This window comes from Wohlfahrtiimonas sp. XWW7, from assembly GCF_056716055.1.
This window is the reverse complement of record NZ_CP168032.1, coordinates 1,858,816-1,882,385: the sequence shown is the minus strand read 5'-3', so window position 1 is coordinate 1,882,385 and position 23,570 is coordinate 1,858,816. Positions and strand designations below refer to the sequence as shown.

The following is a 23,570-nucleotide window of genomic DNA, read 5'->3' as shown; positions in this document are numbered from 1 at the left end:
TAAGCAATTAATATAAAAATAAGGATTTATCATGGTTAAATTAATTATGCTGTGTTTATCTATGATGTTATATCAGTTAAGTTTTGCAGACTCATTAGAAATAGATAAAAATAATTTCCATTTATTACAAACAAAAAATGAATATTTCACTGCTCATAACAATAGAGCATTTATATTTGGGGTTTCTTTCTTACAAAAAGATTTGAAACCTGAATGGGAAAAAAGATATTTGGGTCAATGGCTATCTACTCTGTAAATAAAAAAGGAGATCTTAATGAAGTGATGGTTATTAAAACTTATGGTAAGTGGTGGGGAGATGCTAATAATTCAGACATGGTTATCCTTGATGCAAAATGGGATAAAACCCCATGGAATACAGAATTAAAAAAAGGAAATTATTATTTGGTTCCAAAAATATATATTCCAAAAGAGATGCCTTTGGATACGCCACATGAGATAACTATTATAGAGAAAGGCTGGAAGTGATTTGCGACAAGGATTCAATAAAATTTTATATTTGGCGCAATGATGACATTGAAACAAATAATCTCATAGGATTATTTGTTAAAGGTTGGAAGAAATCAAATTTCTGATAAAAGGCTAGGGCATCTTGATCTAGTACATCCAATATTAAGCCAAATACAGGCAAGCCTGAGTCACATAAACGTACAGCGTGTCTTAATGCATAAATGAGCGTTTTCGAGCCTAAATGTTGCCCTTGAAAACTCTTGTCTATTGCTAATCGTGCTAATAATGCCATTGGGATTGGATATTTGGGTAAGCTTTGAGTTGTAGGAAGATATTCTTTAATGATGGTCGATACAGCAAGTGTGTAATAGGCAGCAATATCAACTTTATCAGTAGATGGATCATCAATTGGCAAAACATAAGTGCTACTTAAGCCTGCTTTATGATGTTTAATGGCAAATCTTACTAAAAATTCATTCATTTCAGATTTGCCACAATTAAATCCTTTAATTAAATGTTTATCTTTATCGATAGGGACAAAAGCTTGGCAGAGTTTCAATTAAAAACCCTCTTCATCTAATCGTTTTGCGGCATCTAAAATTGCTTTACTTGGTTTTTGTGTTGCTTGGCATGCTTGCATGAATTGATCAAATTGCTGATTAGTTAATTGAATTTCAGAATAAGCGCTTAATGTTTTCGGTGCATCTTCACGAACCAATTTTGCTAGATAATCTGTCAATGTCATGCCATTTGCTAATGCTGCACGTTCAGCTAATTGCTTAACTTCTGGTAAGAAACGAGCTTCTACGCGTTCAGTTTTTGCAGTCATGATTACCTCCTTTTTAACTTGTATGGATGTATGTGGTATTTTATCATACGGAAAATTGCCGTACATAAATAATTTTAGATATTGCTTTGAAGTTATTTCTTAAAATTGATCCGCTCTTGTTTTGAGCAATAGCTAAAAAATATGCAGAATTTAAATGCTATTAATGATTGTTTTACGCAATTTTGTTTCGCATCTATATCTTCTAAAATTTATGTAGTTTCTATAAATTTGCATATACTACCATTTTTTTATCAACACTATATTGATTATCTTATTGATATTTAATGTAGTAAATAATATTAAGATCGCTACATGGTCACTACTTTTTGACTGTTCTACTGTGTTATTGAGATTGGTCAATAGCTTTGGGGGAGGATTGAATCTTTCTATGAACTCCATTATAAAAGTACAGCAGGAAATTTTAAGCTAGTCACTTTTAGAGGATGAATTATGAACATTCAAGCAGCATCTGAGCTACAGTTGGATCGTAAGATCAAAAAATTATTAGTAGCCAACCGATCAGAAATTGCAATTCGCATTATGCGTGCAGCTTCTGAGTTAGGCATTAATACTGTGGCAATTTATTCTGAGCAGGATATTAAAGCTGTTCACCGTTATAAAGCAGATGAAAGTTACTTGGTGGGTTTAGGCAAACCACCATTAGCAGCATATTTGGATATTGCAGATATTATTCGTATTGCAAAAGAGGCAGGTGCAGATGCAATTCATCCTGGTTATGGTTTCTTAGCTGAAAATCCAGAATTGGCAAAAGCATGTAAAGAGAATGGCATTATTTTTGTTGGCCCAGATCAACGCATTCTAGAGTTGTTAGGTAACAAAGTTTCCGCTCGTAATTTGGCAGTGAAAGCAGGTGTGCCTGTCATGCCAGCATCAGAGCCTTTGCCTCATGATGATGCGGCGGTGCTTAAAATTGCGGATGATATTGGCTATCCTGTCATGTTAAAAGCGAGCTGGGGCGGCGGTGGTCGCGGTATGCGCGTTGTGGAAAATGAAAGTAAGTTGTTAGAGGCGATTGAAGTTGCACGTCGTGAAGCTAAAGCAGCTTTCGGGAATGATGAAGTTTATTTAGAAAAATTGGTTGTGCGTGCTCGTCACGTAGAAGTTCAAATTTTAGGTGATCAGGCTGGTAACATTGTTCACCTATTTGAGCGTGATTGTACTGTTCAACGTCGTCACCAAAAAGTTGTTGAACGCGCACCTGCACCATATTTGGATGATGCATTGCGTGCGGAAGTTTGTGGTTATGCCGTTCAAATTGGTAAAACAGCAGGCTATGAAAATGCGGGTACTGTTGAATTCCTAATGGATGCAGATACACAAAAATTCTATTTTATTGAAGTGAATCCTCGTATTCAAGTAGAACACACAGTGACAGAAGCCATTACAGGTGTTGATATTGTTAAAGCGCAGATTGGTATTGCAGAAGGTTTAAGCATTGGTGACAAACTTTTAGAAGTGCCACATCAAGATCAAATTGAAATGACAGGTGCAGCATTACAATGTCGTATTACAACAGAAGATCCTGCCAATGGTTTCGTACCTGATCACGGTACAATCAATGCTTATCGTTCGCCAGCAGGTTTTGGTATTCGATTGGATGGTGGTACAGCTTATGCTGGTGCTGTCATTACACCTTACTATGATTCATTGTTAGTGAAAGTGACAACTTGGGGTAGAAATAGTGCAGAAGCGATTTACCGTATGGATCGTGCATTGCGTGAATTCCGTGTGCGTGGCTTAGCAACTAACTTATTATTCGTTGAAAATGTGATCAATCATCCATTGTTCATTAATGGTGAATGTATTACGCGTTTTATTGATGAAACGCCTTCATTATTCCAATTCCCTGTGCGTCGTGATCGTGCAAGTTATCTTTTGAAATTCTTATCTGAAGTTCAAGTGAATGGTAATCCTGAAGTAGAAGGTCGTGAAATTCCAAAACATTTTGCGACGCCAGTTTTGCCAACTGTAAAACCACGTACAGAAGATCAAAATATTAAGGGCTCAAAAATCATTTTAGATGAATTGGGTGCAAAAGGTTTCAGTGATTGGATGCTCAAACAAAAAGAAGTTTTGATCACAGATACGACAATGCGTGATGCGCATCAATCACTGTTTGCGACGCGTGTTCGTAGTTATGATTTGTTAAAAATTGCACCAGCTTATCAAGAATTATTACCACAAATGTTCTCTATGGAATGTTGGGGCGGTGCGACATTTGACGTTGCAATGCGCTTTTTGAATGAAGATCCATGGGAGCGTTTGGAAAAATTACGCGAAGCAATGCCAAACATTTTATTGCAAATGTTGATTCGTGGTGTAAATGGTGTCGGTTATACTAGCTATCCAAACAATGCAATTAAGTTCTTTGTTGAACAAGCTGCAAAAAAAGGCATTGATTTATTCCGCGTATTTGACTCATTGAATATCATTGATAACATGCGTTACTGCATGGATTCAGTAATTGATACAGGTAAGTTGTGTGAAGCGGCGATTTGCTATACATCGGATATTCATGATGCAGCACGACCTAAATATCAGTTGGAATACTATGTTAAATTGGCGAAAGAGTTAGAAAAAGCTGGCGCACATATTATTGCAATTAAAGATATGGCGGGCTTATGTCGTCCATTGGCTGCAAAAGAGTTAGTGACAGCATTGAAAAATGAGGTGGGTTTACCTATTCATTTCCATACGCATGATACTTCAGGGATTTCTGGTGCAAGTGTATTGGCGGCGATTGAAGCTGGCGTAGATGCTGTAGATAGCGCAATGGATAGCTTCTCAGGTTTGACAAGTCAACCACCAATGGGCTCAATTTTACGTGCTTTAGAGCATACAGATCGTGATCCAAAAATGAACTATGACGCAATTACTCAAATTTCTACATACTTTGAAGGTGTTCGTTCATTATATGCGCCATTTGAATCGGGCGTACGTTCAGGAACTTCGGATGTTTATCGTCATGAAATGCCAGGCGGACAATATACGAACTTAAAAGAACAAGCTCGCAGTATTGGTTTAGAATCTCGCTGGGATGAAGTGGCAAGAGCATATTCGGATGTGAATACGTTATTTGGTGATATTGTAAAAGTTACGCCAAGTTCTAAAGTTGTGGGCGATATGGCGTTGATGATGGTGACGCAAAATCTAACAGCGGAAGATGTGAAAAATCCTGAACGTGAAATTGCATTTCCTGCATCAGTTGTGGGTTTGTTTAACGGTGAGTTGGGGATTCCAAATGGTGGTTTACCTGCGGATTTAACGAAAAAAATTCTCCAAGGTAAACAACCAGAAGTTGTGAATGCAGGTAGTCAATTGCCAGAAATTAACTTTGATGCATTGCGTTTTGAGTTAACGAACAAATTTAAATATGAAGTATCAGATACTGATTTGGCATCATATGTAATGTATCCAAAAGTATTCAGTGACTTTGTAAAATTCCGCTATGAATATGGTGATGTTTCTATCATTCCAACGAAGAACTATTTCTATCCAATGTCAGAAGATGAAGTATTCTCTGTACAGTTAGAAAAAGGTAAAGATCTTTTGATCAGCATGTTGGTCGTTTCTGAGCCTGATTCAAAAGGTGAATGTCAAGTATTCTATGAGTTAAATGGTGAACAACGTATCTTTAAAACTTTGAAAAAAGGTTTGGAAGGTGTCAGTGCTAAACGTGTAAAAGCTGATCCTGCAAACAAAAACCAGATTGGTGCGCCAATGCCAGGCATGATTGGTTTAATGCGCGTCAAAGTTGGCGATAATGTGAAAGAAGGTGATGCATTATTGACAATGGAAGCGATGAAGATGGAAACAATCCTACGTTCAGAAAAAATTGGTGTAGTGAAAAATGTTTATGTTCAAGCTGGTGATACAGTAGAAGCTGGAGATTTATTGGTTGTGATTGAATAATCTTCATTGAATTTAAAGTTTAATTGGCAAGCCATTGAGTAAAATCAATGGCTTTTTTATGCGTTATTGATAGATATAAACCGACTGACCATCAGTCAATGCGTTTTGAAAAAATAATAAAGGAATTAGGTTTTATCTTCCTTAATTAATAAACAAATGATCACAATAACTGTCGAAATAGCAGCACCAACCATGGCCATATTAAAACCATAAGCCCATGAAGCTTGTATTTGTGTTAAGGGTATATTCAAGTCATTTGGAATGATGGCTTGTGTGATTATATTATTTGCCACATTTTCGTAGTTTGTCATTGCTGAAAGTAGGATTTTTAATTGTTGCACTGCGCTGAATGACATAACAGCTCCGAGCAATGCGATAGAGGTTGCCATACCAGTTTGCCTAAAAGCATTCATAATGGCGGAGATTGAGCCTAAATTGCTAGAATTTGCATCTTTTAATGTTAATAAGCTAATGGCAGGGATTGCGATGCCCATGCCGCTTCCCATTACAAACATAGTAATAGCAATGATTCGATAATTTGTATTATGAGTAAAGAATGCCATGATCATGGATGAGATGAAAATTAGTATAAAAGCGAATCTAATTAAATGTTCAGTATCGAAGATTTTGGCGAGTTTTCCATAACTCATCGCAAATATTCCCATTGCAATGAATTCTGGTGCTAAACGAATGCCAGTTTCTACCGCACTGTATCCTTGTGCATTTTGAAAATAAAGGGATAAAAAGAAGATATTACTATATGTGGCAAACCCAATGACAAAAGATGCAAGATTGTTTCGGCAAAATTGCCAAGATTTAAATAATGATAATGAAATTAATGGCGCTGAAATTTGTCTTTCCCATAGAATGAATAGAATTAAAGAGAAGGCAGTCATAGAGAAAATCATGATGATGAACAGTAAAGAAGGGGCTTGAGATAATTCAATTAAACCAAAGGTTAATGTTCCAAGCGTGATAATTGTGAGTACTTGCCCAATAGGATCTAAAGAGATAGAGCAGTTTTGTGGTTCTGACTGAACGGCATAAATACTTAAACCAATCACGAATAAACCAATGGGAAGATTGATGGAGAATATTGTCCACCAACCGAAATAATCCACCAGAAATCCCCCAAATATTGGGCCAGCAATCAGCGCAATAGCTGTGATGGAAGACCAAATGCCCACCATTTTATTGCGAATATGGTGATCCGAAAATGTCATCATAATGATCGACATAGCACCAGGAATTAAAGCTGCGCCTCCGATTCCTTGTGTAATTCTGCCTATGATTAACCATATATTATTCACAGCGAGGGTACAAAGTAGCGAACCTAATGTAAATACAGAAATGCCTATGATCCAAATACGCTTTTTACCAAAACGATCGCTCATTACACCAGAAGATAATATCAGGGCAGAGAGTGAAAGAGCGTAAGCATCTACAATCCATTGAAGATTAATAATGGATGAATTGAGATCATTTTGTATCGCAGGTAGCGCAACATTAACAATGCTGATGTCCAAAGTCACCATAAAAGAGCCTAAAGATACAGCAATCATGGTGATGATTTCTTTAGATTTCATTAATAACAGATCCTATTTAAATTAAGAATTGCATTGTATAAAACGACTGACCGTCGGTCAATGTGCTTTTTAATTAAATTATAGGTACAATGTGCAACAGTTTAAATGCAGGAAATAACATGAAAGTCACAAAAACTTATGATGAAAGACATGCTGAAATTCTCGAAATATCACTCAGACTTTTTATAGAACATGGCCAAAAAGAAACCACTGTTAATGATATTGTAAAAGCTGTGAATATCGCCAAAGGAACTTTTTATCATTACTTTGAATCTAAGGATGATTTAATTTTAACTTTGCGTGCTAACTATATGCGAGGCTTCATGACTTTGACGGCAGATTACATTGCACAATGTAAAAGTAGTGATTGGCATGGCAAAATACATGCTTGGTGCATGGGCAGCATTCAACATTATTATGATCATAAAGCAGAGCATGATGCACTGTTTCACCAAAGTCATCACATAGAAGATCATCAAGACCGAACCATAGTGGTACGATTTTTAGAAAATCTTATCGCAGAAGGGAATGATGTGAATGCTTGGAATGTAGCATCACCAGATTTGGCAGCCTTATTAATTTATCATGGTATGCATTTAGCTTTGGATGAATGTCCAAGCGATGATTTTAACGCATTAAAAGAGATAGCTGAGCGGTTTTACGCACTTTTCATTAAAATGTTATCATGACAGCATCAGCATATTGGGTATTCATATGAAAAAGTTTTACCAAATTTTCATCAGTGCAATCCTGTTAATGACTATCATTGTGGATGCACAGAGCTTAACGGATGATATGAAAAATTTCCTCCATTTAGCTGTCGCTAAAAATGGGGATCAAAAAGGTTATACATTAGAAGATGCTGAAAAATATTTAAATGTTAATTTTACGAAATCTGGCCGAAATTATGAGTCAGATCGCACATTAGAAAGTGATCCAAATCAATCAGTTTTTGAATACTCTGCTCATAAAGGTACTCGATATTTATCCTTTTATTTCGATGATCCCATTAAAACTTTTGAACAAACGATTGATCATTTAAATGGATTTGAAGCGGCATGGTTTGATCGTAGGCAAGCTAATGGATTACCTGTTTACTATTTTATAGGCAAAAACCCAAGCGAATACATTAAAACTCGAAAACTCTATATTAGAATTTATGAATGTTCTGATAAAGCCCAAGAAAAATGCACACGACAAGCACAACTCATTTTTGGACAAAGACAATAATATGGCATCAAACTCTGTTAAAAACTTGCTGACAGAACAGCGAAATAATCTCAGTACTCACATTGATCAGATGAGCACAGTAGAAATGGTTCAATTAATGAATCACGAAGATCAAAATGTCATCAATGCTATTGCCAATGTGACAAAACATATCGCTACAGCCATTGATACAATTGCAGCTGCAATTTTAAAAGGTGGACGATTAGTTTATATTGGCGCTGGCACATCTGGTCGATTAGGCGTTTTGGATGCTTCAGAATGTTTACCTACTTTTGGGGTCGGTGAAGAAACTGTGATTGGCATCATTGCTGGCGGAGATCGTGCTTTAAGAAATCCTGTCGAAAATGCAGAAGATAATAGAGAAGCTATCATTACAGATTTACAAAAGATTCAGTTCAATGACAATGATGTATTGTGTGCAATTGCCGCTTCTGGCAGAACGCCATATTGTATTGCTGGATTAGAATATGCTAAATCTTTAGGCGCTCAAACAATCGCATTGGCATGTACAGAACATAATCCTATGTTTGATATTGCTCATATTAAAATTCCTGTGTTAGTGGGCGCTGAGGTCATTACAGGCTCAACTCGTTTAAAATCAGGCAGTGCACAAAAAATGGTGCTAAATATGCTCACAACGTGCAGCATGGTTAAAATTGGTAAAACATATGGTAATTTGATGGTGGATGTTAAACCAACCAACGAAAAACTTCACCAACGCGCCATTAATATGCTCGTCACAATTTTGGATATTGACGATGAAACTGCTGAAGTTTTATTGAATAATGCCAATAATCACGTAAAAACAGCTATTTTAATGCATTTAAAATCTATTAACTGTGATCAAGCAACTCAACTTTTGGCAGCAAATCAATCACGTTTATCAGAAGCATTGAAGGATTAATTGAATATGGCTTATGCAATTGGCGTAATGTCTGGCACATCGTTGGATGGTATTGATATCGCGTTGGTGGATATTACAGGCTTTGATGAAACAACATCTTGTGAATTGGTTCATTACAAAAGCTATCCTTATGATTCTGTGACTCAAGCTGAAATTTTAGCAGCAAGTCATATTGAAACGTCAAATGTTGCGCTGATCTGTTCATTGAATTTTAAATTGGGGAAATTATATAGCAATGCAATTACCCAATTTTTGGAAGAATTCAGCGTTCAATCGCCGCTAGAATTCATCGCCATTCATGGGCAAACGATTCATCATTTACCGAATCCGACCAATGGATTAACACATTCTACTTTGCAAATTGGTGATCCTTCAAAATTAGCTTTTGATCATAAAACTACAGTGATTTCTAATTTTAGAGCGATGGATATGGCAGCTGGCGGTAATGGTGCGCCTTTAGTGCCTTATACAGAATACATTCTATTTCGTGATGCCCATAAAAATCGCCTATTACAAAATATCGGTGGAATCGGCAATGTGACAGTTTTACCTAAACATTGTACAGAAGATGAAATCTTTGCCTTTGATACTGGTCCAGGCAATATGATGATCAACGCTGCCATGCAATATTTTTACAAAAAAGATTATGATCACAATGGTGAAATTGCAAAAAGTGGAAAAATAATTCCTGAGCTATTGAAAAAATTACAATCGGACCCATATTTTAATGAGTTACCTCCTAAAGCAACAGGTAGAGAATTATTTGGTGAAGATAGAGTTAACAAAATTTGTGAAGAATATGCACAATCGCCGCAGGATGTTATCAATACGTTAACTGAGTTAACAGCTTGGAGCATAGCAGACAGTTATCAACAATTCATTTTACCTAAGTTAATGATAGATGAGGTAATTGTCGGTGGTGGCGGTGCATATAATCAATTTTTAATGGATAGATTACGTTATAATCTACCAAATTTAATTGTTAAGAGACAAGAAGACATTGGTCTTAGCAGTGATGCAAAAGAGGCCATTGCATTTGCAATTTTGGGCAACCAAACCATACATCGTCGTCCTAGCAATTTAATTAGTGCGACTGGCGCAAAAATGCCCATGATATTGGGCAATATCACGCCAAATCCATGGATTTTAAATAGGTGATCAAAATTGTGAAAAATTTCTTATACTTAATAATAGGGGCTATGTTTCTTTTAACAGCATGCAGCGACAATGAGTCTGCTAACCAACACTATGCAGTGGAGCAGAAAAAACAAATGGAAGTCGAACTGAATAAAAGCTTAGAAAGAAATATGGAAAGGTTAGAGTCGCAAAATGAATATTAATTGCGTATTTAGCAATTGGCGTTGAATGCAAAAAAAATTGCCATTGTATAGCACATGGTATTGAGCATTATTATACGAATCTAAATATGGTATAATATTAAATTGCGCGTTTTTTACATTATTGGGGTTATCGGATACATATGAGCAAGCAAACTGCTTTAACAGTTACAGAACAACAAGAACGTATTAAGGAACTCATTGCTCAAGGTAAGGAGCAAGGTTACTTGACGTATTCTGAAATCAACGATCACCTTCCTGAAGACATCATAGATCCAGAACAAATAGAAAGCATCATTTCTATGATTTCAGAAATGGGCATCAAAGTTAGCGATGAAGCTCCCGATATGGACAGTTTATTATTAACCAATGATTCTATTGGCTCTGATGATGATGCTGTAGATGAAGCGGCAGCAGTATTGGCTAACATTGATAGCAGCGAAATTGGTCGTACAACGGATCCAGTTCGTATGTATATGCGCGAAATGGGTACAGTGGATCTTTTATCACGCGATGAAGAAAAGTCTATTGCGATCCGTATCGAAGAAGGTTTAAACAGCGCTCTTTTACATTTAGCAAATTTCTATCCTGCAGTGGATTTATTAATTCAACGCTATGAAGAAACTTTAGGCACAGAACAGCGCTTAGCAGATATCGCGACTGGTTTTGTTGATGCTAGTTACTATTCTGAAATCGTTGAAGATAAAGACGATGAAGAATTAGAAATTGTTGATGATGAAGCGCCTGCTGATGACATCGAAGAAGATGAAGAGTCAGAAGGTGGCAGCGGTGCAGCCGCAGAAACAGGTCCAAATAAGGAATTATTCGCTGAAAAAATCGCTGAATTAAAGGCCATCATTGCTGAAATCGATGCTTTGCGTGCTAACAAGCGTAAAAAGAATGCTGAAGCTTTAATTGTAGAAGCTCAAGAGCGTTTAAAATCTAAGTTCATCGAATTTAGATTGGCACCAAAAATGCAAGAAGATATGGTGACTTTGTTGAAAGATACGATTGATCAAATTCGTCCGCTTGAGCGCAAAGCGATGAAAATTTGTATCGCAATCAGTAAAATGCCACGAGAAGATTTCATTAGAGGCTTCCCTGGTAATGAAACGAATAAGGAATGGTTTGAAGAAGTTTCTTCTGGTAAAGCTAAATATGCTAAAGCGTTAGCTGAAAATAAAGAAGAAATGTTCAAAATTCAAGATGCATTATTGCAAATTGAGAAAGCACAAGGCTTATCAATTTATGCAATCAAAGATATCAACCGTGAAATCTCCATCAATGAAGCGAAAGCGAAACGTGCTAAGCGTGAAATGATCGAAGCAAACTTACGTTTGGTAATCTCTATTGCGAAAAAATATACGAACCGTGGTTTGCAATTCTTAGATTTGATTCAAGAAGGTAACATTGGTTTGATGAAAGCCGTTGATAAATTTGAATATCGTCGTGGTTTCAAATTTTCTACCTATGCAACATGGTGGATTCGTCAAGCAATCACTCGTTCAATTGCGGATCAGGCACGTACAATCCGTATTCCTGTACATATGATTGAAACAATCAATAAATTGAATCGTATTTCTCGTCAAATGTTACAAGATATGGGACGTGAAGCAACGCCAGAAGAGTTAGCAGAAGCAATGGGCTTGCCTGAAGATCGTATCCGTAAAGTATTGAAGATCGCTAAAGAGCCGATTTCCATGGAAACCCCTGTAGGTGATGATGAAGATTCACACTTGGGTGATTTCATTGAAGATACTGGCATGGTTTCACCATTGGAAGCAGCAACAAGTGTTGGTTTAAGTGAAGCAACGCGTGAAGTATTGGAAAGCTTAACACCGCGTGAAGCTAAAGTATTGCGTATGCGTTTTGGTATCGATATGAATACAGATCATACTTTAGAAGAAGTTGGTAAACAATTTGATGTAACGCGTGAGCGTATTCGTCAGATCGAAGCAAAAGCATTGCGTAAATTGCGTCATCCAAACCGTTCTGAAAGCTTGCGTAGCTTCATGGATAACGAATAATTTTTATTTAAACCTTTATATAATAAAACCTCTTAATTAATTTAAGAGGTTTTAGTTTTTTATAGTATGAAAGAATATCATCGTTTTAGCGTAGCACCCATGTTGAATTGGACAGATCGCCACTGTCGTTATTTCTATCGTTTGATGACAAAGCAAAGCTTGTTATATACAGAAATGGTGACAACAGGCGCAATTTTACATGGTGATGAGAAGCATCATCTTTTTTTTAAGCCTGAAGAAAATCCTGTTGCGTTGCAATTAGGCGGATCTGATCCGTCGGATTTAAAGGCTTGTGCAAAAATTGCAGAAGATTATGGTTATACAGAAATCAATTTAAATTGTGGCTGTCCGTCTGATCGTGTTCAAAAAGGTCGATTTGGTGCTTGTCTAATGACAGAACCAGAATTAGTTGCGGAGTGTTTTGATGCAATGCAATCAGCAGTTTCTATCCCTGTCACGATTAAAAACCGTATTGGTATTGATCATCAGGATGATTATGAATTTTCTCATCATTTCATTGAAACCATCAGTAAAGCTGGTTGTGATACTTTTATTGTTCATGCTCGTAAAGCTTGGCTGTCTGGCTTATCACCCAAAGAAAATAGGGAAGTTCCACCATTAAATTATGAGCGTGTGTATGAACTAAAGAATAATTTCCCTCATTTGAATATTCTTTTAAACGGTGGCATTCAATCACCTGAAGAAGGTTTGGAAGTTGAACAGAATTTGGATGGCGTCATGTTGGGGCGCGCCGTTTATAATTCACCATTCATTTTGAATGATGTAGATCATCTCTATTTCAATGCGGATTCATCGGAGAAGTCCGCCTTTGATATTCTCACAGAACTGAAACCTTATGTGGAAGAAGAGTTAGCAAATGGCGTTCGTCTTCATCATATTGGCCGACATATTTTAGGCATATTTAATGGTATTCCTAAAAGTCGTCAATGGCGCCGTCATTTGAGCGAAAATATGTTTAAAGACGATGCAGGCTTTAATATTTTTGAAGATGCCGTAAAAAAAAGTTTCGATCGAATTCTTTAATCGTTGTTTAATATGCTACAATATGACGCAATTTTAACCGGGGAATTAACAGAGGAAAGTATATGAAAAAAACCATCTTAGCCGTTGTTTTACCATTAGTTATTTACGGATGTTCTGACAACAATGATGTACCAGTTGCAGAAAAATTCACAAGCTTTGAAAAAAGCTATTTAGCAGCAACAAACACAGTTGTTAACCAATCTTCAAATCTTAGCATGGGCACAATGACGTATGAAGCGCAATTGAACCAAGCCAATGATAAAGTTACATTAAAAGATACATTCAATTACACTGAAAACCAAAACAGCGTATTAATGCAATACAACATTACATCTGATGCGACTGTTGATCTTGCTAAATATAATGCTAAAGATGGTATCGCTAAAATTGTTGGTACAACTAACGGTAACGTTGTTGTGGAAATCCCTCAATCAGGTGATAAAGTTGTATTAGAAAATTTATTAGCAAATGCTAAGTACGAAGGCGAATTGAATGAGAAAAATAAAGCATTCGGTTATACAGCTAAAGTAGAAAATAACACAGTACCTGTATTAGTTTCTGATACTAAAGTTGCAGAGTTAACATTGACAGATTTAAACAGCAATGTTGCAATCAACTTCAATGATGATTACAGCGCGGTCAAATCTTTCAAATCTGGCTTTGAAGGTAAAGGCTTAAACTTAAAAGTTGTTGGCCCAATGGCTGAAGAAGTTCAAGCATCTGCTGATATTTCTAAATTAGTATCTTCATCGGAATATGTTGCAAGCCCATTGAAATATAGCTCAGTTGGTACAGTTGATAAGTTTGATATTAAATTCGATGCAGGTCGTGAATCTGGCAACGTAAAAATTTCAAGTCTTGAAGCAAAAACTTCATTAAAAGAAAGCAATGGTTTAATCTCTGCAAACGTTGGTTACAATGTTGGCGGAATCAGCGTTGTAAAAGATCAGTTGGCTGCAATTGATTTTGGTTCATTATTAGTATCAACAGACATCAAAGGCATTAAAGATATCAAAAACTGGAAAGAATTAATTGAAAAAGCGAATGCATTATCAACTCAAGATCCATCTGATATTGATAAAGCAGAAGCAGTTAATTTCTTGAAAGAAATCGCATCTATCTTAACGAAAGATACTCGTTTAGAATCTGTTGTTGAAAACAAATTAACCATTGGTGATGCTGTTAAATTAGATGTAACTTTCCAACCAAGTGAAGCATTAGTTTCTGCTTTACAGGCTGGCCCAGAAGCTGCTGAAAAAGAATTCAAAGGAAAAAGTCCAGTTGAATTAATCGACGCTTTCATCACTGAATTTAAATTCAAAGGTACTGTAACTGAAGGTTACTTAATTTCTCAATACGAAAAAATCTTAACTTTAGATGGCAAAGATGCATCCAAAGCAAAAGAAGAAGTTAAAGGCGGCATTCAAATGGTGATGATGTTGGTTGCAATGCAAACAGCTCCTTTGGGTGTTTCTCCTGTTCAATTTGAAGAAGGTACATTGTTTATCGATGTAGCATTCAAAGATGGCAAATGGAACATCAATGGTACAACATTAACAACTGCTGAAATTTTTGCTGCATTTCAGTAAATAGCATAACCTTTATGCAAAAGCCCTAAGTTTTTTAGGGCTTTTTTTATGAGAATTAATCTGAATCGTTCTATAATATGTGATTTGAAAAAGGAGTTGAACCATGAGCTTAAAAGAAACAATTTTAGAAGATATTAAAAACGCAATGCGTGAAAAGAATAAAGAGAAGCTTGCAACACTCCGTTTAATCAGCGCAGAAATTAAGCAAGTTGAAGTTGATCAACGCATCGAAATGGATGATGCAGCTGTGACAGCTGTATTGGTTCGCATGGTAAAACAGCGTAAAGAATCTATTGAGCAATTCTTGAAAGCAGAACGTACAGATTTAGTGGCACAAGAAGAAGCTGAATTAACAGTGATCATGCCATATTTGCCAGAGCAAATGAAACCTGAAGATATTGAAGCTGCAATCAGTCAAGCGATTGAATCAACGGGTGCAGTTGCAATGAAAGATATGGGTAAAGTGATGGGCGTGTTAAAGCCACAATTAGAAGGTAAAGCTGATATGGGCGAAGTCAGCAAATTATTGAAAGCGGCATTGAATAAGTAGTGCAATGAGTAAAGGTTTTATCCCCAATCATTTTATCGATGAAGTTTTAGGTCGCGTTGACATCATTGAAATCATTAATCAGCGTGTACCTTTGAAAAAAATGGGCAATAGCTTTAAAGCTTGTTGTCCTTTTCATCAAGAGAAAACCCCATCATTTATGGTCAACCAAAGCAAACAGTTATATCACTGCTTTGGTTGTGGGGCAAAAGGTAATGTCATTACTTTCTTAATGGAATACGAAAAGCTAGAGTTCGTAGAAACCATTGAGTTTTTAGCGCATCATGAAGGAATGGTGATTCCTTATGAGCGCAAAAGTAATGTTTCACCTGAAGCTGAACGGAAAACTCAAACAACCTTAACCGCTTTGAATGAAGCCAATCTCTTTTTTCAAAGAGAATTGAAAAAGCCAGATCATCAAAAAGCACGGGATTATCTCCAAAAGCGAGATTTAACGGCTGAAGATATCGAACGCTTCAATATTGGTTTTGCGCCAGATAGTTGGAATGCATTATTGACGACTTTAAAAAGCAAGGGCGCCAATGAGAAAATGCTCGAAGATGCGGGCTTAATCATACCTGCACAAAATAAGCCTAATCATTATTATGATCGATTCCGTGATCGCGTGATGTTTCCCATTCGCAATCGAAAAGGTGAAACTATTGCATTTGGCGGCAGAATTATTGGTGATGGTGAGCCTAAATATTTGAACTCGCCTGAAACATCGGTATTTCATAAAGGTAAAGAGCTTTATGGATTATATGAGTTGCGCCGTGATGTTCGCAATTACAATGAGATTTTAGTGGTTGAAGGTTATATGGATGTTGTGATGATGTCACATTTTGGTATTCAAAATGTTGTGGCAACATTAGGTACCGCAATGTCCAATACACAAGTTTCTAATCTTTTCCGTTATACACATTCCATTGTATTTTGTTTCGATGGTGACAATGCAGGACAAAGTGCTGCATACAAAGCTATGGAAAATGCTCTGCCAGTATTGCATTCTGAAAAAGAGATCAGATTCCTATTTTTACCTGATAATCATGATCCTGATAGTTATTTAAAAGCACATGGCAGGGAAGCATTCAATCAGCTAGTACAAAATGCATTACCATTATCCGAATATTTATTTAATCATTTTGAAAATAAATATCCTTTAGAAACAATCGAAGGTCGTTCGCAATTGTTATCTGATATGGGCTCTTTGATTAATTCAATGCCAGACATTCCGTTACGTGATTTGCTACGCGCTGAATTGGGCAAAAAGACAAATGTTTCGAGAAATATTCTCAATAAGCATGTAGAACAAGGACGTAGAGCTAATTCTCGTACACCGCAAAGCAACCAAAACCAAGGTAAAAACTTAGTTGAACGTGGTATTGTATTATTACTGAATAATTTACAATTGGTCCAAACTATTCATAATTATGAGTTTTTATTGGATAGTGAAGAAAAAGGCGCCAAAGTATTATATCAATTGATTACAACCATTTTGGATCATCCTGAGATTAAAACAACAGCACAATTATTGGGAAAATTCCAAGATAAACCATGGATTCAATATGTTGAATCATTAAGTATTTTGGATCATATGTTGGAAGAATCTTTGCATCAAACTGAATTTGAAGATGCTTTAAAACGGTTGGCACAAAGATCTGATCCACGTAAACAGGTCTTGGCCAAATTTGCAAAAGGCTTGGCATTAACCAGTGAAGAACTTAAGCTATTGAATAGCAAGAGTTAAGTATCTATTTAACTCTTCAAAGCTCAAGATTATGTTAAATTTTAAAAGTTGGTTCAACACGCTGATTTTTATTAGAATTTCTTGTTTTCTTTGGCTTTTGATTGGATAATAAAGGAATAATGACTGTATGAATATGTTCCTGGATATTATCCAAATTATGTTCAAAAATGGCATGATAAACTAAGCCTGCATATTCAACAGCTTGTTGCTTAATTTCATCACGTTCTTGATAGTTGCCTCGGAAATGTCCACCGCCGTGATATTCAATGGCAGCAATTGGCATATAATCAGAATTCACAATACAAAAATCTAGACGTTTTTGATTGATACGATTGAAAGAACTGCGATCAGAGTTTCTGAGAATTTCACCTAAACTGACTTGAGCAAAAACTTTGTATTGATTATTAGACTGAATCTGAATATTTTCAACTAGGGCTTCATAAACTTTAACTTCTTGCTTGTTAAGCAAACGGACAGCTTCAAAGTTAGTATTATTGAAAAGCTGGTGGCTTTTAAATTTATTACTCAAAAATATTTTGAGTAATGTAATACTGATGACAAATACAAAGACTAACACAATATATGGAAGAACTGGTTTGAAACCAGCAAAGATACTACTGATGATTAATTCTGAATTCATTTTGTTTCTACTAATAAGCCAATTTAAAGATAAGAATAGTATAGCATTTACTTGTGTAAAACTATTACCTTTGATTTCCACTTCTATATACTATGTATCTCAGTGATACCAATGTATTTGAGTTATTAACAGGTGTTTAATTTATTATAAATATGTTGCTTTGATCATGTTTATTTAACCTAGTCAAGTTTTGTTTAACTTGATGAGGTTTAAATATGAAAGCATTAGTTTTAGGCGTCGAACCAATTTGGGGTTTAAAAAAAGATAATTCCCCGTATCATTTTGCCAGTGTTTATTTAGCTAAAAGTAAAGAAGAAACTGTTACTGAGAAATTTAGTAGTTTTCAGTTCGGCACTTGTGTCGAAACTGTTTCTATTTTCTTTCAAAACAGACCTGAATTAGATGCATTCATCTCTTCAGTTAATGGCCATGAATTTCCTGCAACTTGTGAACTTTTAGAGGAAACTTTTCTACAGAGAGGTAGACCAGGGATTCGATTCGTTGGTTTAAAAGTTTTACCTAAAAAAGAGGCAGCGTAATCATGGCTTGCCCTGTTTCCAAGTTCGATCCAGTTGATAATTCAAAGTTCTCACTTTCATTAGTTGAGAATACTTTGAATGTCGACTGGTTGACTATTTATCAGGATCATCATGATAAAACAGGGCAGTTACGCAAAATTAATAATGGCATGTTATTAAATCTTGAAGATTTAGACTCATTTTCTGAAGATTTCAGTGATGATGAAAAAAATATTACAGAGCAAACACATTGGCATGATGGTACTGAGTATAAAGAGCTTTGGCGTTCTTATAAAAAATACCTTGTTGAAGGTTCACATTCAACTCGCTTAATGTTGTTTTGTGATGGTACTCGAGTTTTCTTGTCAGGAAACATCGGTCGTTTTGGTCGTAAAGATAATCTTTTTAATTTGTCATTTGCTGACACAATTAAAAAAGCCAATAAGATTCTTTCTAAGTTTGGTTTACCGCCGTTTACGTTCGGCAAAACAAATTGCTATCCATCTTTGAGAGATGGTCAAATCATTCGTTCTCGCTTATACGGAGCTGTAATTACACGTTGTGACGTCAATGTGAATTTTTCAACAGGTTCTCCTGAGAATGCCCAATATTTAGTTGACTATTTACAGACTCGCTCAGTATCTCATGTGAGTAAGTCTGTAAGTGGTCGTACGTCTGTCCAGTGGGGCAAGAAAGGTGGAAGACTGTTTACAAAAGCTTATGTTAAGCACGAAGAGTTGATGTCACATTGTAAAAAGAAAGATAGGGAATCCTTAGAAAAATCATTTGCTTATCAATATGCCAAAACTAATGGCGTTGTTCGTATTGAAACTGAAATAGATAGAAAAACTTTGGCGGATTCCGGATTAAGAGATTTGGAGCAAGTTACTATGACTAAATTAGCGAGATATGCAAAAGAGAAGATTGACCAGTTATTAGATTTTCCAGTTGAAAATGTTGAGTATTTCGACCCTTTACAAGTTTTTTCCGAGAAAAAACATATAAAAACCATAAGTATGTGGAAAGCTGGTTTGGATTTACAGGATCGTAGAATTATGTCTAAAACTACATTCTATCGACATCGCAATGAGATTTTAGAAATTAGTGGCATTGATATAGCTGAGCGTTTTATTGAAGGTGTTTCTATTGAAGCACGTTCATTAGTGAGTCGTTTTGATATCAAGCCTTTGACTTGTCCAGATGATTATGATTTGCATGTCAATTTGGATACTTTACCCGAGATGAATGTGATCAATTTACTTGAGCATCTTCCGACGCGTAAAGATATCACTGAAGCGACTCTTTCAGTTGTTCCAACTAAGGAATTCCTTCAGACAAATTTAGCAGAGCCAAATTATAAAATTATCGAAGAACGAAAGGCTGAAGAGAAACGACTATATGAAATGAGAAAACTTTATGAAATTCATAAAGAGAACAAAAGGATTAATTGATGACTTATGTATGTACACAAGTCGTTGAAGGGATTTGTCGTTCTTGGGAAGAGAACACAAATATTCTGAATGGATTGTCAGAAGGCATGGGTTCGGAAATTGGTTGGCAATTATTTCTTATGACGTTATCCGCTTGGATACTCAAAGAAATAGCCAAATTTATTTTAAATCGTAGGTAGGAGTTTTTTGTTATGAGTGAAGGTATTGTTACTTCGGTGAAAACCGCAATTGAAGCTGGTTCCGCAGATATTCAGACGATCGGTGGTTACATTATTGTAATGGCAGCAGGTGTGATGGTCATTAAATGGATTAAAGCACAGTTTTTCTAATATTTGCCGTTGTTTGGGGGACTTCGTGTCCCTTTTTTTTTAGGAAATTTATAATGAATATGGAATTTATATGGTTAATTTATATCGGTTTTGTATTGCCATTCTTTTTGCTTCCTTGAGCTCTGCTGTTGCTTTAGAAAATTGTCGTGTTGAATTAGTACCTGATAAGAATATTGATTTTATTGAGTATTTTACGATTCATGGTGCTGGTAATACTCATAAATCTTGTTCACAATATCCTGATACTTATTGTTTTGTTGTTGCAGAGGTTATTGACAAAGGTTCTTATGCTAGAGTTGGATTAATTCAGGGTTGGAAATCAACAATTGAAGCAGGTGTTGTTACTCATTGGCGTGATGTTTATTATCCTGTTGTTGAAAAAGAAATCTGTATTGATCCAAAGCCGGATTTGACAGATTGGAATAATTGCAAGTCAGGCAAAGATCATGGTTTCTCTTGGATCACTATCGGTGATGTTACTGGTGAAGGTGAATCACGTTATAAGCAAGAATTTTGGGCATGTGATGATCCTGATATTTGGCTTACTTATAATCATCCCCCTGAAGAGAAGCCGACTGAACCTACAGACCCTACCGACCCGACTGATCCAACGGATCCAAAACCAACTGATCCTGAAGATGGTGGCGAAGGTGGAGAAGGTGGAGATACGGGTTCGGGCAATGGTGAAGATGGTGGATCTGAAGGTGGTAGTGACAATGGATCAAATAATGGAGGTTCAGAGAACGGCAATGGTTTGACACAAGGTCAAGTTGAAGAAGCTGTCAAGGGTGCATTGGATTCTAAAGGCCAAGAAGTTGAAGGTAAATTAAATAAGTGGTGGCTCGGTAAACAGTCAGAGATGGAGAAGGAAGGCCTCGCGCTTGGTTTGGCCGCGGATGGGATGTTAGATAATGCTTTTGCTGGCATGGTTGTTGAAAAAGACATTAACGATTTTGAGCGTGAATATCGTTTTGAATTACCTGCTTCTAAGCAGTGTCCAGCACCGATTCCTATCAAGATTGATTTTCTAGGAATTGATATTCAATTTGAGTTCACATTGATATGTGAATTTTTAGAAATGATGGGCTTATTGGTGTTGGCATCTGCTTATATCACAGCAATTTATATCATGATTGGTTTAAGGAGAAGCTAATGCCTCAATTTTTGACAGGACTTGGTGTCTGGATTTTATCAAGCGTTATCGCTCGTTTGATTGCAGCTTCTGGGTTAGGTTTTTTTACATATACTCAAGTTGATAAATATATTGAAAAATTGATGAATTATATGACTCAGTATCTGACTGAGTTACCTTTGGTTTTTTTACAGTTGATGAGATTGGCAGAAGTTGATTCAGCTATTTCTATAATATTTTCAGCAATGCTTACAAGTATTGCGATTAAAGTTGGTATGGTGTTTTTGGGAGTTAAATCATGATTATTTTATATTCAGCAGTGCCAGGTTCAGGCAAGAGCTTGTCAGCAGTTGAACTCATTGTTAAATATGTTAAAGAAAAACGTCAGGTATATACGAATATACCTTTGACCGTTGATGATGAAACAGGTCATTTTAATATTGATTCAACTGGTGAGTATGTGCACGTGATACCAGAACATAATGATTGGCAGCAATTACCAATCGGCTGTGTTGTGATATATGACGAAGCACAAAAGATTTTCCCTGCAACAGCTAAACCAGGTCAAGTGACAGATGATAGATTAACTGGCTTGGAAACACATAGACATCATGGCTATGATCTGATTTTCTTAACGCAAGATGCTACATTCCTACATCATCATATTCGTAAGTTAGTCGGTAAGCATGTGCATTTGTATCGTGGTGAAGGAGCGACAATTGTTTCACGTTATACATGGTCACATTATTGTGATAATCCCAATGATAGACGTGAACAGGAAAGGGCATCAATGGAAGTATGGCCATTTCCAAAGAAACTTTACAAGTACTATAAATCATCACAAATTCATACACATAAGTTTAAAATACCTAAGAAAATTGCAATAGGTGTTATATGCGTATTGTCTGTATTTGGCTACCTGACTAACGGAATGATCAAGAATGGAGGTCTTGCATCTTTTGCAGATAAGGAAGAAATCATCGTCCCCCCCGAAGCCGATACGCCGTTGCACCCTGTGCAGGCGTCGGCGGGGGGATTCACACCACCACCCACTAATTATTTAGCTGATGGATTAACAGAACGCGTTTATGCATTTTCAGCAGTTGAGGAAGCAGTGCCAGTCAGCGGTTGTGTAAACTACAAGAATAAATGTATGTGTTTTAGTGAAACAGGAAACACACTTGAGCTTGAGAATAAAATGTGTCGTGATGCGATGAAGTCACCTTTGCCGAGATCGATCAATATCAGTCGATCAAGTGGATCTTCACGCAGAACATAAATAAAGCCCCTTAATTGGGGCTTAAATTTATTCTCGTAACATCATAAGATTTATGAGCATGATCATGATCAACTGTATCAGAGGGAATCCAAGGACTACAAATAAAAAAACTAATTCTTCAACGGTCATGTTTCCATCTCCATATTAGATATGCGATGATTATTAGGTTGACTGCAAGAGTGAATTTTTCATTGACTGTCATCATCAACCTCGATTGGATTTAATGGCAAGAAATCTTCAAATTCCATTCCTGTCTTTTGCATTTCATGATCGTATTGATTAAAACACTCAAGTGAACTGAAGTGTTCGTTATTATCCTCATTCACTATGTAATATTGATTACAGAAAGTGCATTTTTTTTCATGAAGATATTCACATAAACGGCAGCAATATCTATCAGGATATTTTGCAGTTGAATTGTAAGGTGAATAATGTTCATTGCATTTTTCACAAACGAAATCACACATTATTCACCATCCTTGATTTTATCCAGTTCATGCTAATTTCCTAATAATTTAAAGTGTTCAATATCTACTTTAATTCTGTAACTTATGCTATTGTTTAGATATTCAAATTGTTTGTCATTAATCATTTCAAAAGCTCTTAATGTTTGCATTCTTCCAAATGCTTCTCCCATGCTTAAGTATTTATTTATATCTGAATCATAATATTTAATAGCTGTTGTAATATGCTCATTAATCATTTCAATGCTTGATTCTATCTTGTTTTCCATCTTAGCCCCCAGTGCCGTTGTGTTTAAAAACTTATTCTGTTGAAGATTTTGAGCGAGCCTAGCAACATTAGTATTTTTAGTGTGTAAATATACCGCTGTTTAACTGGTTCTTATTCCGTCGTTAGTTTCTCGCTTCGCCTGCTAATCTGGTAAACAAACCGACAACAAAAAAACAATGGCGAAATAAAAAAAATTTTTGCACTTTATTTATTTGGACACAGACATAACAAGTCATACATTTTGTTGA

The 23,570-nt window shown here is 36.1% G+C and carries 25 protein-coding genes; 19 read left to right on the top strand and 6 right to left on the bottom strand.

Annotated features, from left to right (window positions below; genetic code table 11):
• Positions 1-31: 31 nt before the first annotated feature.
• Complete coding sequence (locus ACA100_RS09010) at positions 32-256, top strand: hypothetical protein (protein ID WP_481077378.1); 225 nt, start codon at positions 32-34, stop codon at positions 254-256.
• A complete protein-coding gene (locus tag ACA100_RS09005; protein WP_481077377.1) occupies positions 238-486 on the top strand; it encodes a hypothetical protein in 249 nt (82 codons plus the stop codon). Before ACA100_RS09010 ends, ACA100_RS09005 begins: the two co-directional genes overlap by 19 nt.
• A 25-nt stretch (positions 487-511) precedes the next feature.
• Here ACA100_RS09005 and ACA100_RS09000 read toward each other — a convergent pair whose 3' ends face one another.
• Both ACA100_RS09000 and ACA100_RS08995 read right to left on the bottom strand, forming a co-directional pair.
• Positions 512-949: a GNAT family N-acetyltransferase gene (locus ACA100_RS09000; RefSeq protein WP_481077376.1), complete on the bottom strand. Its 438-nt coding sequence runs from the start codon at positions 947-949 to the stop codon at positions 512-514.
• A 78-nt stretch (positions 950-1,027) separates the two neighbouring features.
• Positions 1,028-1,297 carry a type II toxin-antitoxin system TacA family antitoxin gene (locus tag ACA100_RS08995; RefSeq protein WP_481077375.1) on the bottom strand — a complete coding sequence of 90 codons (270 nt, stop codon included), beginning with the start codon at positions 1,295-1,297 and terminating at the stop codon, positions 1,028-1,030.
• A gap of 450 nt (positions 1,298-1,747) precedes the next feature.
• On the opposite strand from ACA100_RS08995, the gene ACA100_RS08990 reads away from it, so the two are divergent.
• Positions 1,748-5,230, top strand: coding sequence for a pyruvate carboxylase (locus ACA100_RS08990; protein WP_481077374.1), 3,483 nt, complete (start codon positions 1,748-1,750; stop codon positions 5,228-5,230).
• A gap of 125 nt (positions 5,231-5,355) precedes the next feature.
• On the opposite strand, the gene ACA100_RS08985 is transcribed toward ACA100_RS08990, so the two are convergent.
• Positions 5,356-6,816, bottom strand: coding sequence for an MFS transporter (locus ACA100_RS08985; protein ID WP_481077373.1), 1,461 nt, complete (start codon positions 6,814-6,816; stop codon positions 5,356-5,358).
• 119 nt (positions 6,817-6,935) lie between these two features.
• Between ACA100_RS08985 and ACA100_RS08980 the strand changes: the two genes are divergently transcribed.
• The 9 genes from ACA100_RS08980 to dnaG all read left to right on the top strand — a co-directional run bounded on the left by ACA100_RS08980 (position 6,936) and on the right by dnaG (position 17,241).
• Entirely contained in the window at positions 6,936-7,505 is a 570-nt protein-coding gene (locus ACA100_RS08980) for a TetR/AcrR family transcriptional regulator (RefSeq protein ID WP_481077372.1), read from the top strand.
• A gap of 25 nt (positions 7,506-7,530) precedes the next feature.
• On the top strand, positions 7,531-8,046 hold the full coding sequence (locus ACA100_RS08975) for a hypothetical protein (protein ID WP_481077371.1): 516 nt from the start codon (positions 7,531-7,533) through the stop codon (positions 8,044-8,046).
• Position 8,047: 1 nt separating this feature from the next.
• Positions 8,048-8,950, top strand: coding sequence for an N-acetylmuramic acid 6-phosphate etherase (gene murQ, locus ACA100_RS08970; RefSeq protein ID WP_481077370.1), 903 nt, complete (start codon positions 8,048-8,050; stop codon positions 8,948-8,950).
• A gap of 6 nt (positions 8,951-8,956) precedes the next feature.
• Complete coding sequence (anmK, locus tag ACA100_RS08965; protein ID WP_481077369.1) at positions 8,957-10,108, top strand: anhydro-N-acetylmuramic acid kinase AnmK; 1,152 nt, start codon at positions 8,957-8,959, stop codon at positions 10,106-10,108.
• Positions 10,109-10,430: 322 nt separating this feature from the next.
• Entirely contained in the window at positions 10,431-12,314 is a 1,884-nt protein-coding gene (gene rpoD / locus ACA100_RS08960; RefSeq protein ID WP_481077368.1) for an RNA polymerase sigma factor RpoD, read from the top strand.
• Between the two features lie 66 nt (positions 12,315-12,380).
• On the top strand, positions 12,381-13,358 hold the full coding sequence (gene dusA / locus ACA100_RS08955; protein WP_481077367.1) for a tRNA dihydrouridine(20/20a) synthase DusA: 978 nt from the start codon (positions 12,381-12,383) through the stop codon (positions 13,356-13,358).
• Between the two features lie 62 nt (positions 13,359-13,420).
• Positions 13,421-14,947: a YdgA family protein gene (locus ACA100_RS08950; RefSeq protein ID WP_481077366.1), complete on the top strand. Its 1,527-nt coding sequence runs from the start codon at positions 13,421-13,423 to the stop codon at positions 14,945-14,947.
• A 103-nt stretch (positions 14,948-15,050) separates the two neighbouring features.
• Positions 15,051-15,497, top strand: coding sequence for a GatB/YqeY domain-containing protein (locus tag ACA100_RS08945; RefSeq protein WP_481077365.1), 447 nt, complete (start codon positions 15,051-15,053; stop codon positions 15,495-15,497).
• 4 nt (positions 15,498-15,501) lie between these two features.
• Complete coding sequence (gene dnaG, locus ACA100_RS08940; RefSeq protein ID WP_481077364.1) at positions 15,502-17,241, top strand: DNA primase; 1,740 nt, start codon at positions 15,502-15,504, stop codon at positions 17,239-17,241.
• 34 nt (positions 17,242-17,275) lie between these two features.
• On the opposite strand, the gene ACA100_RS08935 is transcribed toward dnaG, so the two are convergent.
• Positions 17,276-17,881 carry a DUF2726 domain-containing protein gene (locus ACA100_RS08935; RefSeq protein ID WP_481077363.1) on the bottom strand — a complete coding sequence of 202 codons (606 nt, stop codon included), beginning with the start codon at positions 17,879-17,881 and terminating at the stop codon, positions 17,276-17,278.
• A gap of 215 nt (positions 17,882-18,096) precedes the next feature.
• Between ACA100_RS08935 and ACA100_RS08930 the strand changes: the two genes are divergently transcribed.
• The 7 genes from ACA100_RS08930 to ACA100_RS08900 all read left to right on the top strand — a co-directional run bounded on the left by ACA100_RS08930 (position 18,097) and on the right by ACA100_RS08900 (position 22,590).
• Complete coding sequence (locus tag ACA100_RS08930) at positions 18,097-18,420, top strand: hypothetical protein (RefSeq protein WP_481077362.1); 324 nt, start codon at positions 18,097-18,099, stop codon at positions 18,418-18,420.
• A gap of 2 nt (positions 18,421-18,422) precedes the next feature.
• On the top strand, positions 18,423-19,850 hold the full coding sequence (locus ACA100_RS08925) for a phage/plasmid replication domain-containing protein (protein WP_481077361.1): 1,428 nt from the start codon (positions 18,423-18,425) through the stop codon (positions 19,848-19,850).
• The gene (locus ACA100_RS08920) at positions 19,850-20,029 is read left to right on the top strand and encodes a hypothetical protein (RefSeq protein ID WP_481077360.1); all 180 of its coding nucleotides are present in this window, start codon (positions 19,850-19,852) and stop codon (positions 20,027-20,029) included. Before ACA100_RS08925 ends, ACA100_RS08920 begins: the two co-directional genes overlap by 1 nt.
• Before the next feature lie 12 nt (positions 20,030-20,041).
• Positions 20,042-20,179 carry a major capsid protein gene (locus ACA100_RS08915; RefSeq protein ID WP_481077359.1) on the top strand — a complete coding sequence of 46 codons (138 nt, stop codon included), beginning with the start codon at positions 20,042-20,044 and terminating at the stop codon, positions 20,177-20,179.
• Positions 20,180-20,249: 70 nt separating this feature from the next.
• On the top strand, positions 20,250-21,332 hold the full coding sequence (locus ACA100_RS08910) for a virulence factor TspB C-terminal domain-related protein (protein WP_481077358.1): 1,083 nt from the start codon (positions 20,250-20,252) through the stop codon (positions 21,330-21,332).
• Positions 21,332-21,613, top strand: coding sequence for a DUF2523 domain-containing protein (locus ACA100_RS08905; protein WP_481077357.1), 282 nt, complete (start codon positions 21,332-21,334; stop codon positions 21,611-21,613). The genes ACA100_RS08910 and ACA100_RS08905 overlap by 1 nt, the downstream gene beginning before the upstream one ends.
• Positions 21,610-22,590 (top strand): zonular occludens toxin domain-containing protein, encoded by a 981-nt coding sequence (locus ACA100_RS08900; protein ID WP_481077356.1) that lies wholly within the window; start codon positions 21,610-21,612, stop codon positions 22,588-22,590. The genes ACA100_RS08905 and ACA100_RS08900 overlap by 4 nt, the downstream gene beginning before the upstream one ends.
• 188 nt (positions 22,591-22,778) lie before the next feature.
• On the opposite strand, the gene ACA100_RS08895 is transcribed toward ACA100_RS08900, so the two are convergent.
• Together ACA100_RS08895 and ACA100_RS08890 are read right to left on the bottom strand one after the other, a co-directional pair.
• Positions 22,779-23,057 (bottom strand): hypothetical protein, encoded by a 279-nt coding sequence (locus ACA100_RS08895; RefSeq protein WP_481077354.1) that lies wholly within the window; start codon positions 23,055-23,057, stop codon positions 22,779-22,781.
• Positions 23,058-23,089: 32 nt separating this feature from the next.
• Positions 23,090-23,323, bottom strand: a complete 234-nt coding sequence (locus ACA100_RS08890) for a hypothetical protein (protein WP_481077353.1) — start codon at positions 23,321-23,323, stop codon at positions 23,090-23,092.
• Between the last annotated feature and the right edge of the window lie 247 nt (positions 23,324-23,570).

Bases quoted from the DNA above. Each gene is read 5' to 3' on its own strand.
- ACA100_RS08900 (WP_481077356.1), top strand. From the start codon at position 21,610: ATGATTATTTTATATTCAGCAGTGCCAGGTTCAGGCAAGAGCTTGTCA.
- ACA100_RS08930 (WP_481077362.1), top strand. From the start codon at position 18,097: ATGAAAGCATTAGTTTTAGGCGTCGAACCAATTTGGGGTTTAAAAAAA.
- ACA100_RS09010 (WP_481077378.1), top strand. From the start codon at position 32: ATGGTTAAATTAATTATGCTGTGTTTATCTATGATGTTATATCAGTTA.
- anmK (WP_481077369.1), top strand. From the start codon at position 8,957: ATGGCTTATGCAATTGGCGTAATGTCTGGCACATCGTTGGATGGTATT.
- ACA100_RS08985 (WP_481077373.1), bottom strand. From the start codon at position 6,816: ATGAAATCTAAAGAAATCATCACCATGATTGCTGTATCTTTAGGCTCT.
- dnaG (WP_481077364.1), top strand. From the start codon at position 15,502: ATGAGTAAAGGTTTTATCCCCAATCATTTTATCGATGAAGTTTTAGGT.
- ACA100_RS08890 (WP_481077353.1), bottom strand. From the start codon at position 23,323: ATGGAAAACAAGATAGAATCAAGCATTGAAATGATTAATGAGCATATT.
- murQ (WP_481077370.1), top strand. From the start codon at position 8,048: ATGGCATCAAACTCTGTTAAAAACTTGCTGACAGAACAGCGAAATAAT.
- ACA100_RS08920 (WP_481077360.1), top strand. From the start codon at position 19,850: ATGACTTATGTATGTACACAAGTCGTTGAAGGGATTTGTCGTTCTTGG.
- ACA100_RS08925 (WP_481077361.1), top strand. From the start codon at position 18,423: ATGGCTTGCCCTGTTTCCAAGTTCGATCCAGTTGATAATTCAAAGTTC.
- ACA100_RS09000 (WP_481077376.1), bottom strand. From the start codon at position 949: ATGAATGAATTTTTAGTAAGATTTGCCATTAAACATCATAAAGCAGGC.
- ACA100_RS08945 (WP_481077365.1), top strand. From the start codon at position 15,051: ATGAGCTTAAAAGAAACAATTTTAGAAGATATTAAAAACGCAATGCGT.
- ACA100_RS08995 (WP_481077375.1), bottom strand. From the start codon at position 1,297: ATGACTGCAAAAACTGAACGCGTAGAAGCTCGTTTCTTACCAGAAGTT.
- ACA100_RS08950 (WP_481077366.1), top strand. From the start codon at position 13,421: ATGAAAAAAACCATCTTAGCCGTTGTTTTACCATTAGTTATTTACGGA.
- ACA100_RS08895 (WP_481077354.1), bottom strand. From the start codon at position 23,057: ATGTGTGATTTCGTTTGTGAAAAATGCAATGAACATTATTCACCTTAC.
- dusA (WP_481077367.1), top strand. From the start codon at position 12,381: ATGAAAGAATATCATCGTTTTAGCGTAGCACCCATGTTGAATTGGACA.
- rpoD (WP_481077368.1), top strand. From the start codon at position 10,431: ATGAGCAAGCAAACTGCTTTAACAGTTACAGAACAACAAGAACGTATT.
- ACA100_RS08905 (WP_481077357.1), top strand. From the start codon at position 21,332: ATGCCTCAATTTTTGACAGGACTTGGTGTCTGGATTTTATCAAGCGTT.
- ACA100_RS08980 (WP_481077372.1), top strand. From the start codon at position 6,936: ATGAAAGTCACAAAAACTTATGATGAAAGACATGCTGAAATTCTCGAA.
- ACA100_RS08990 (WP_481077374.1), top strand. From the start codon at position 1,748: ATGAACATTCAAGCAGCATCTGAGCTACAGTTGGATCGTAAGATCAAA.
- ACA100_RS08935 (WP_481077363.1), bottom strand. From the start codon at position 17,881: ATGAATTCAGAATTAATCATCAGTAGTATCTTTGCTGGTTTCAAACCA.
- ACA100_RS08975 (WP_481077371.1), top strand. From the start codon at position 7,531: ATGAAAAAGTTTTACCAAATTTTCATCAGTGCAATCCTGTTAATGACT.
- ACA100_RS08915 (WP_481077359.1), top strand. From the start codon at position 20,042: ATGAGTGAAGGTATTGTTACTTCGGTGAAAACCGCAATTGAAGCTGGT.
- ACA100_RS08910 (WP_481077358.1), top strand. From the start codon at position 20,250: ATGGTTAATTTATATCGGTTTTGTATTGCCATTCTTTTTGCTTCCTTG.
- ACA100_RS09005 (WP_481077377.1), top strand. From the start codon at position 238: ATGGCTATCTACTCTGTAAATAAAAAAGGAGATCTTAATGAAGTGATG.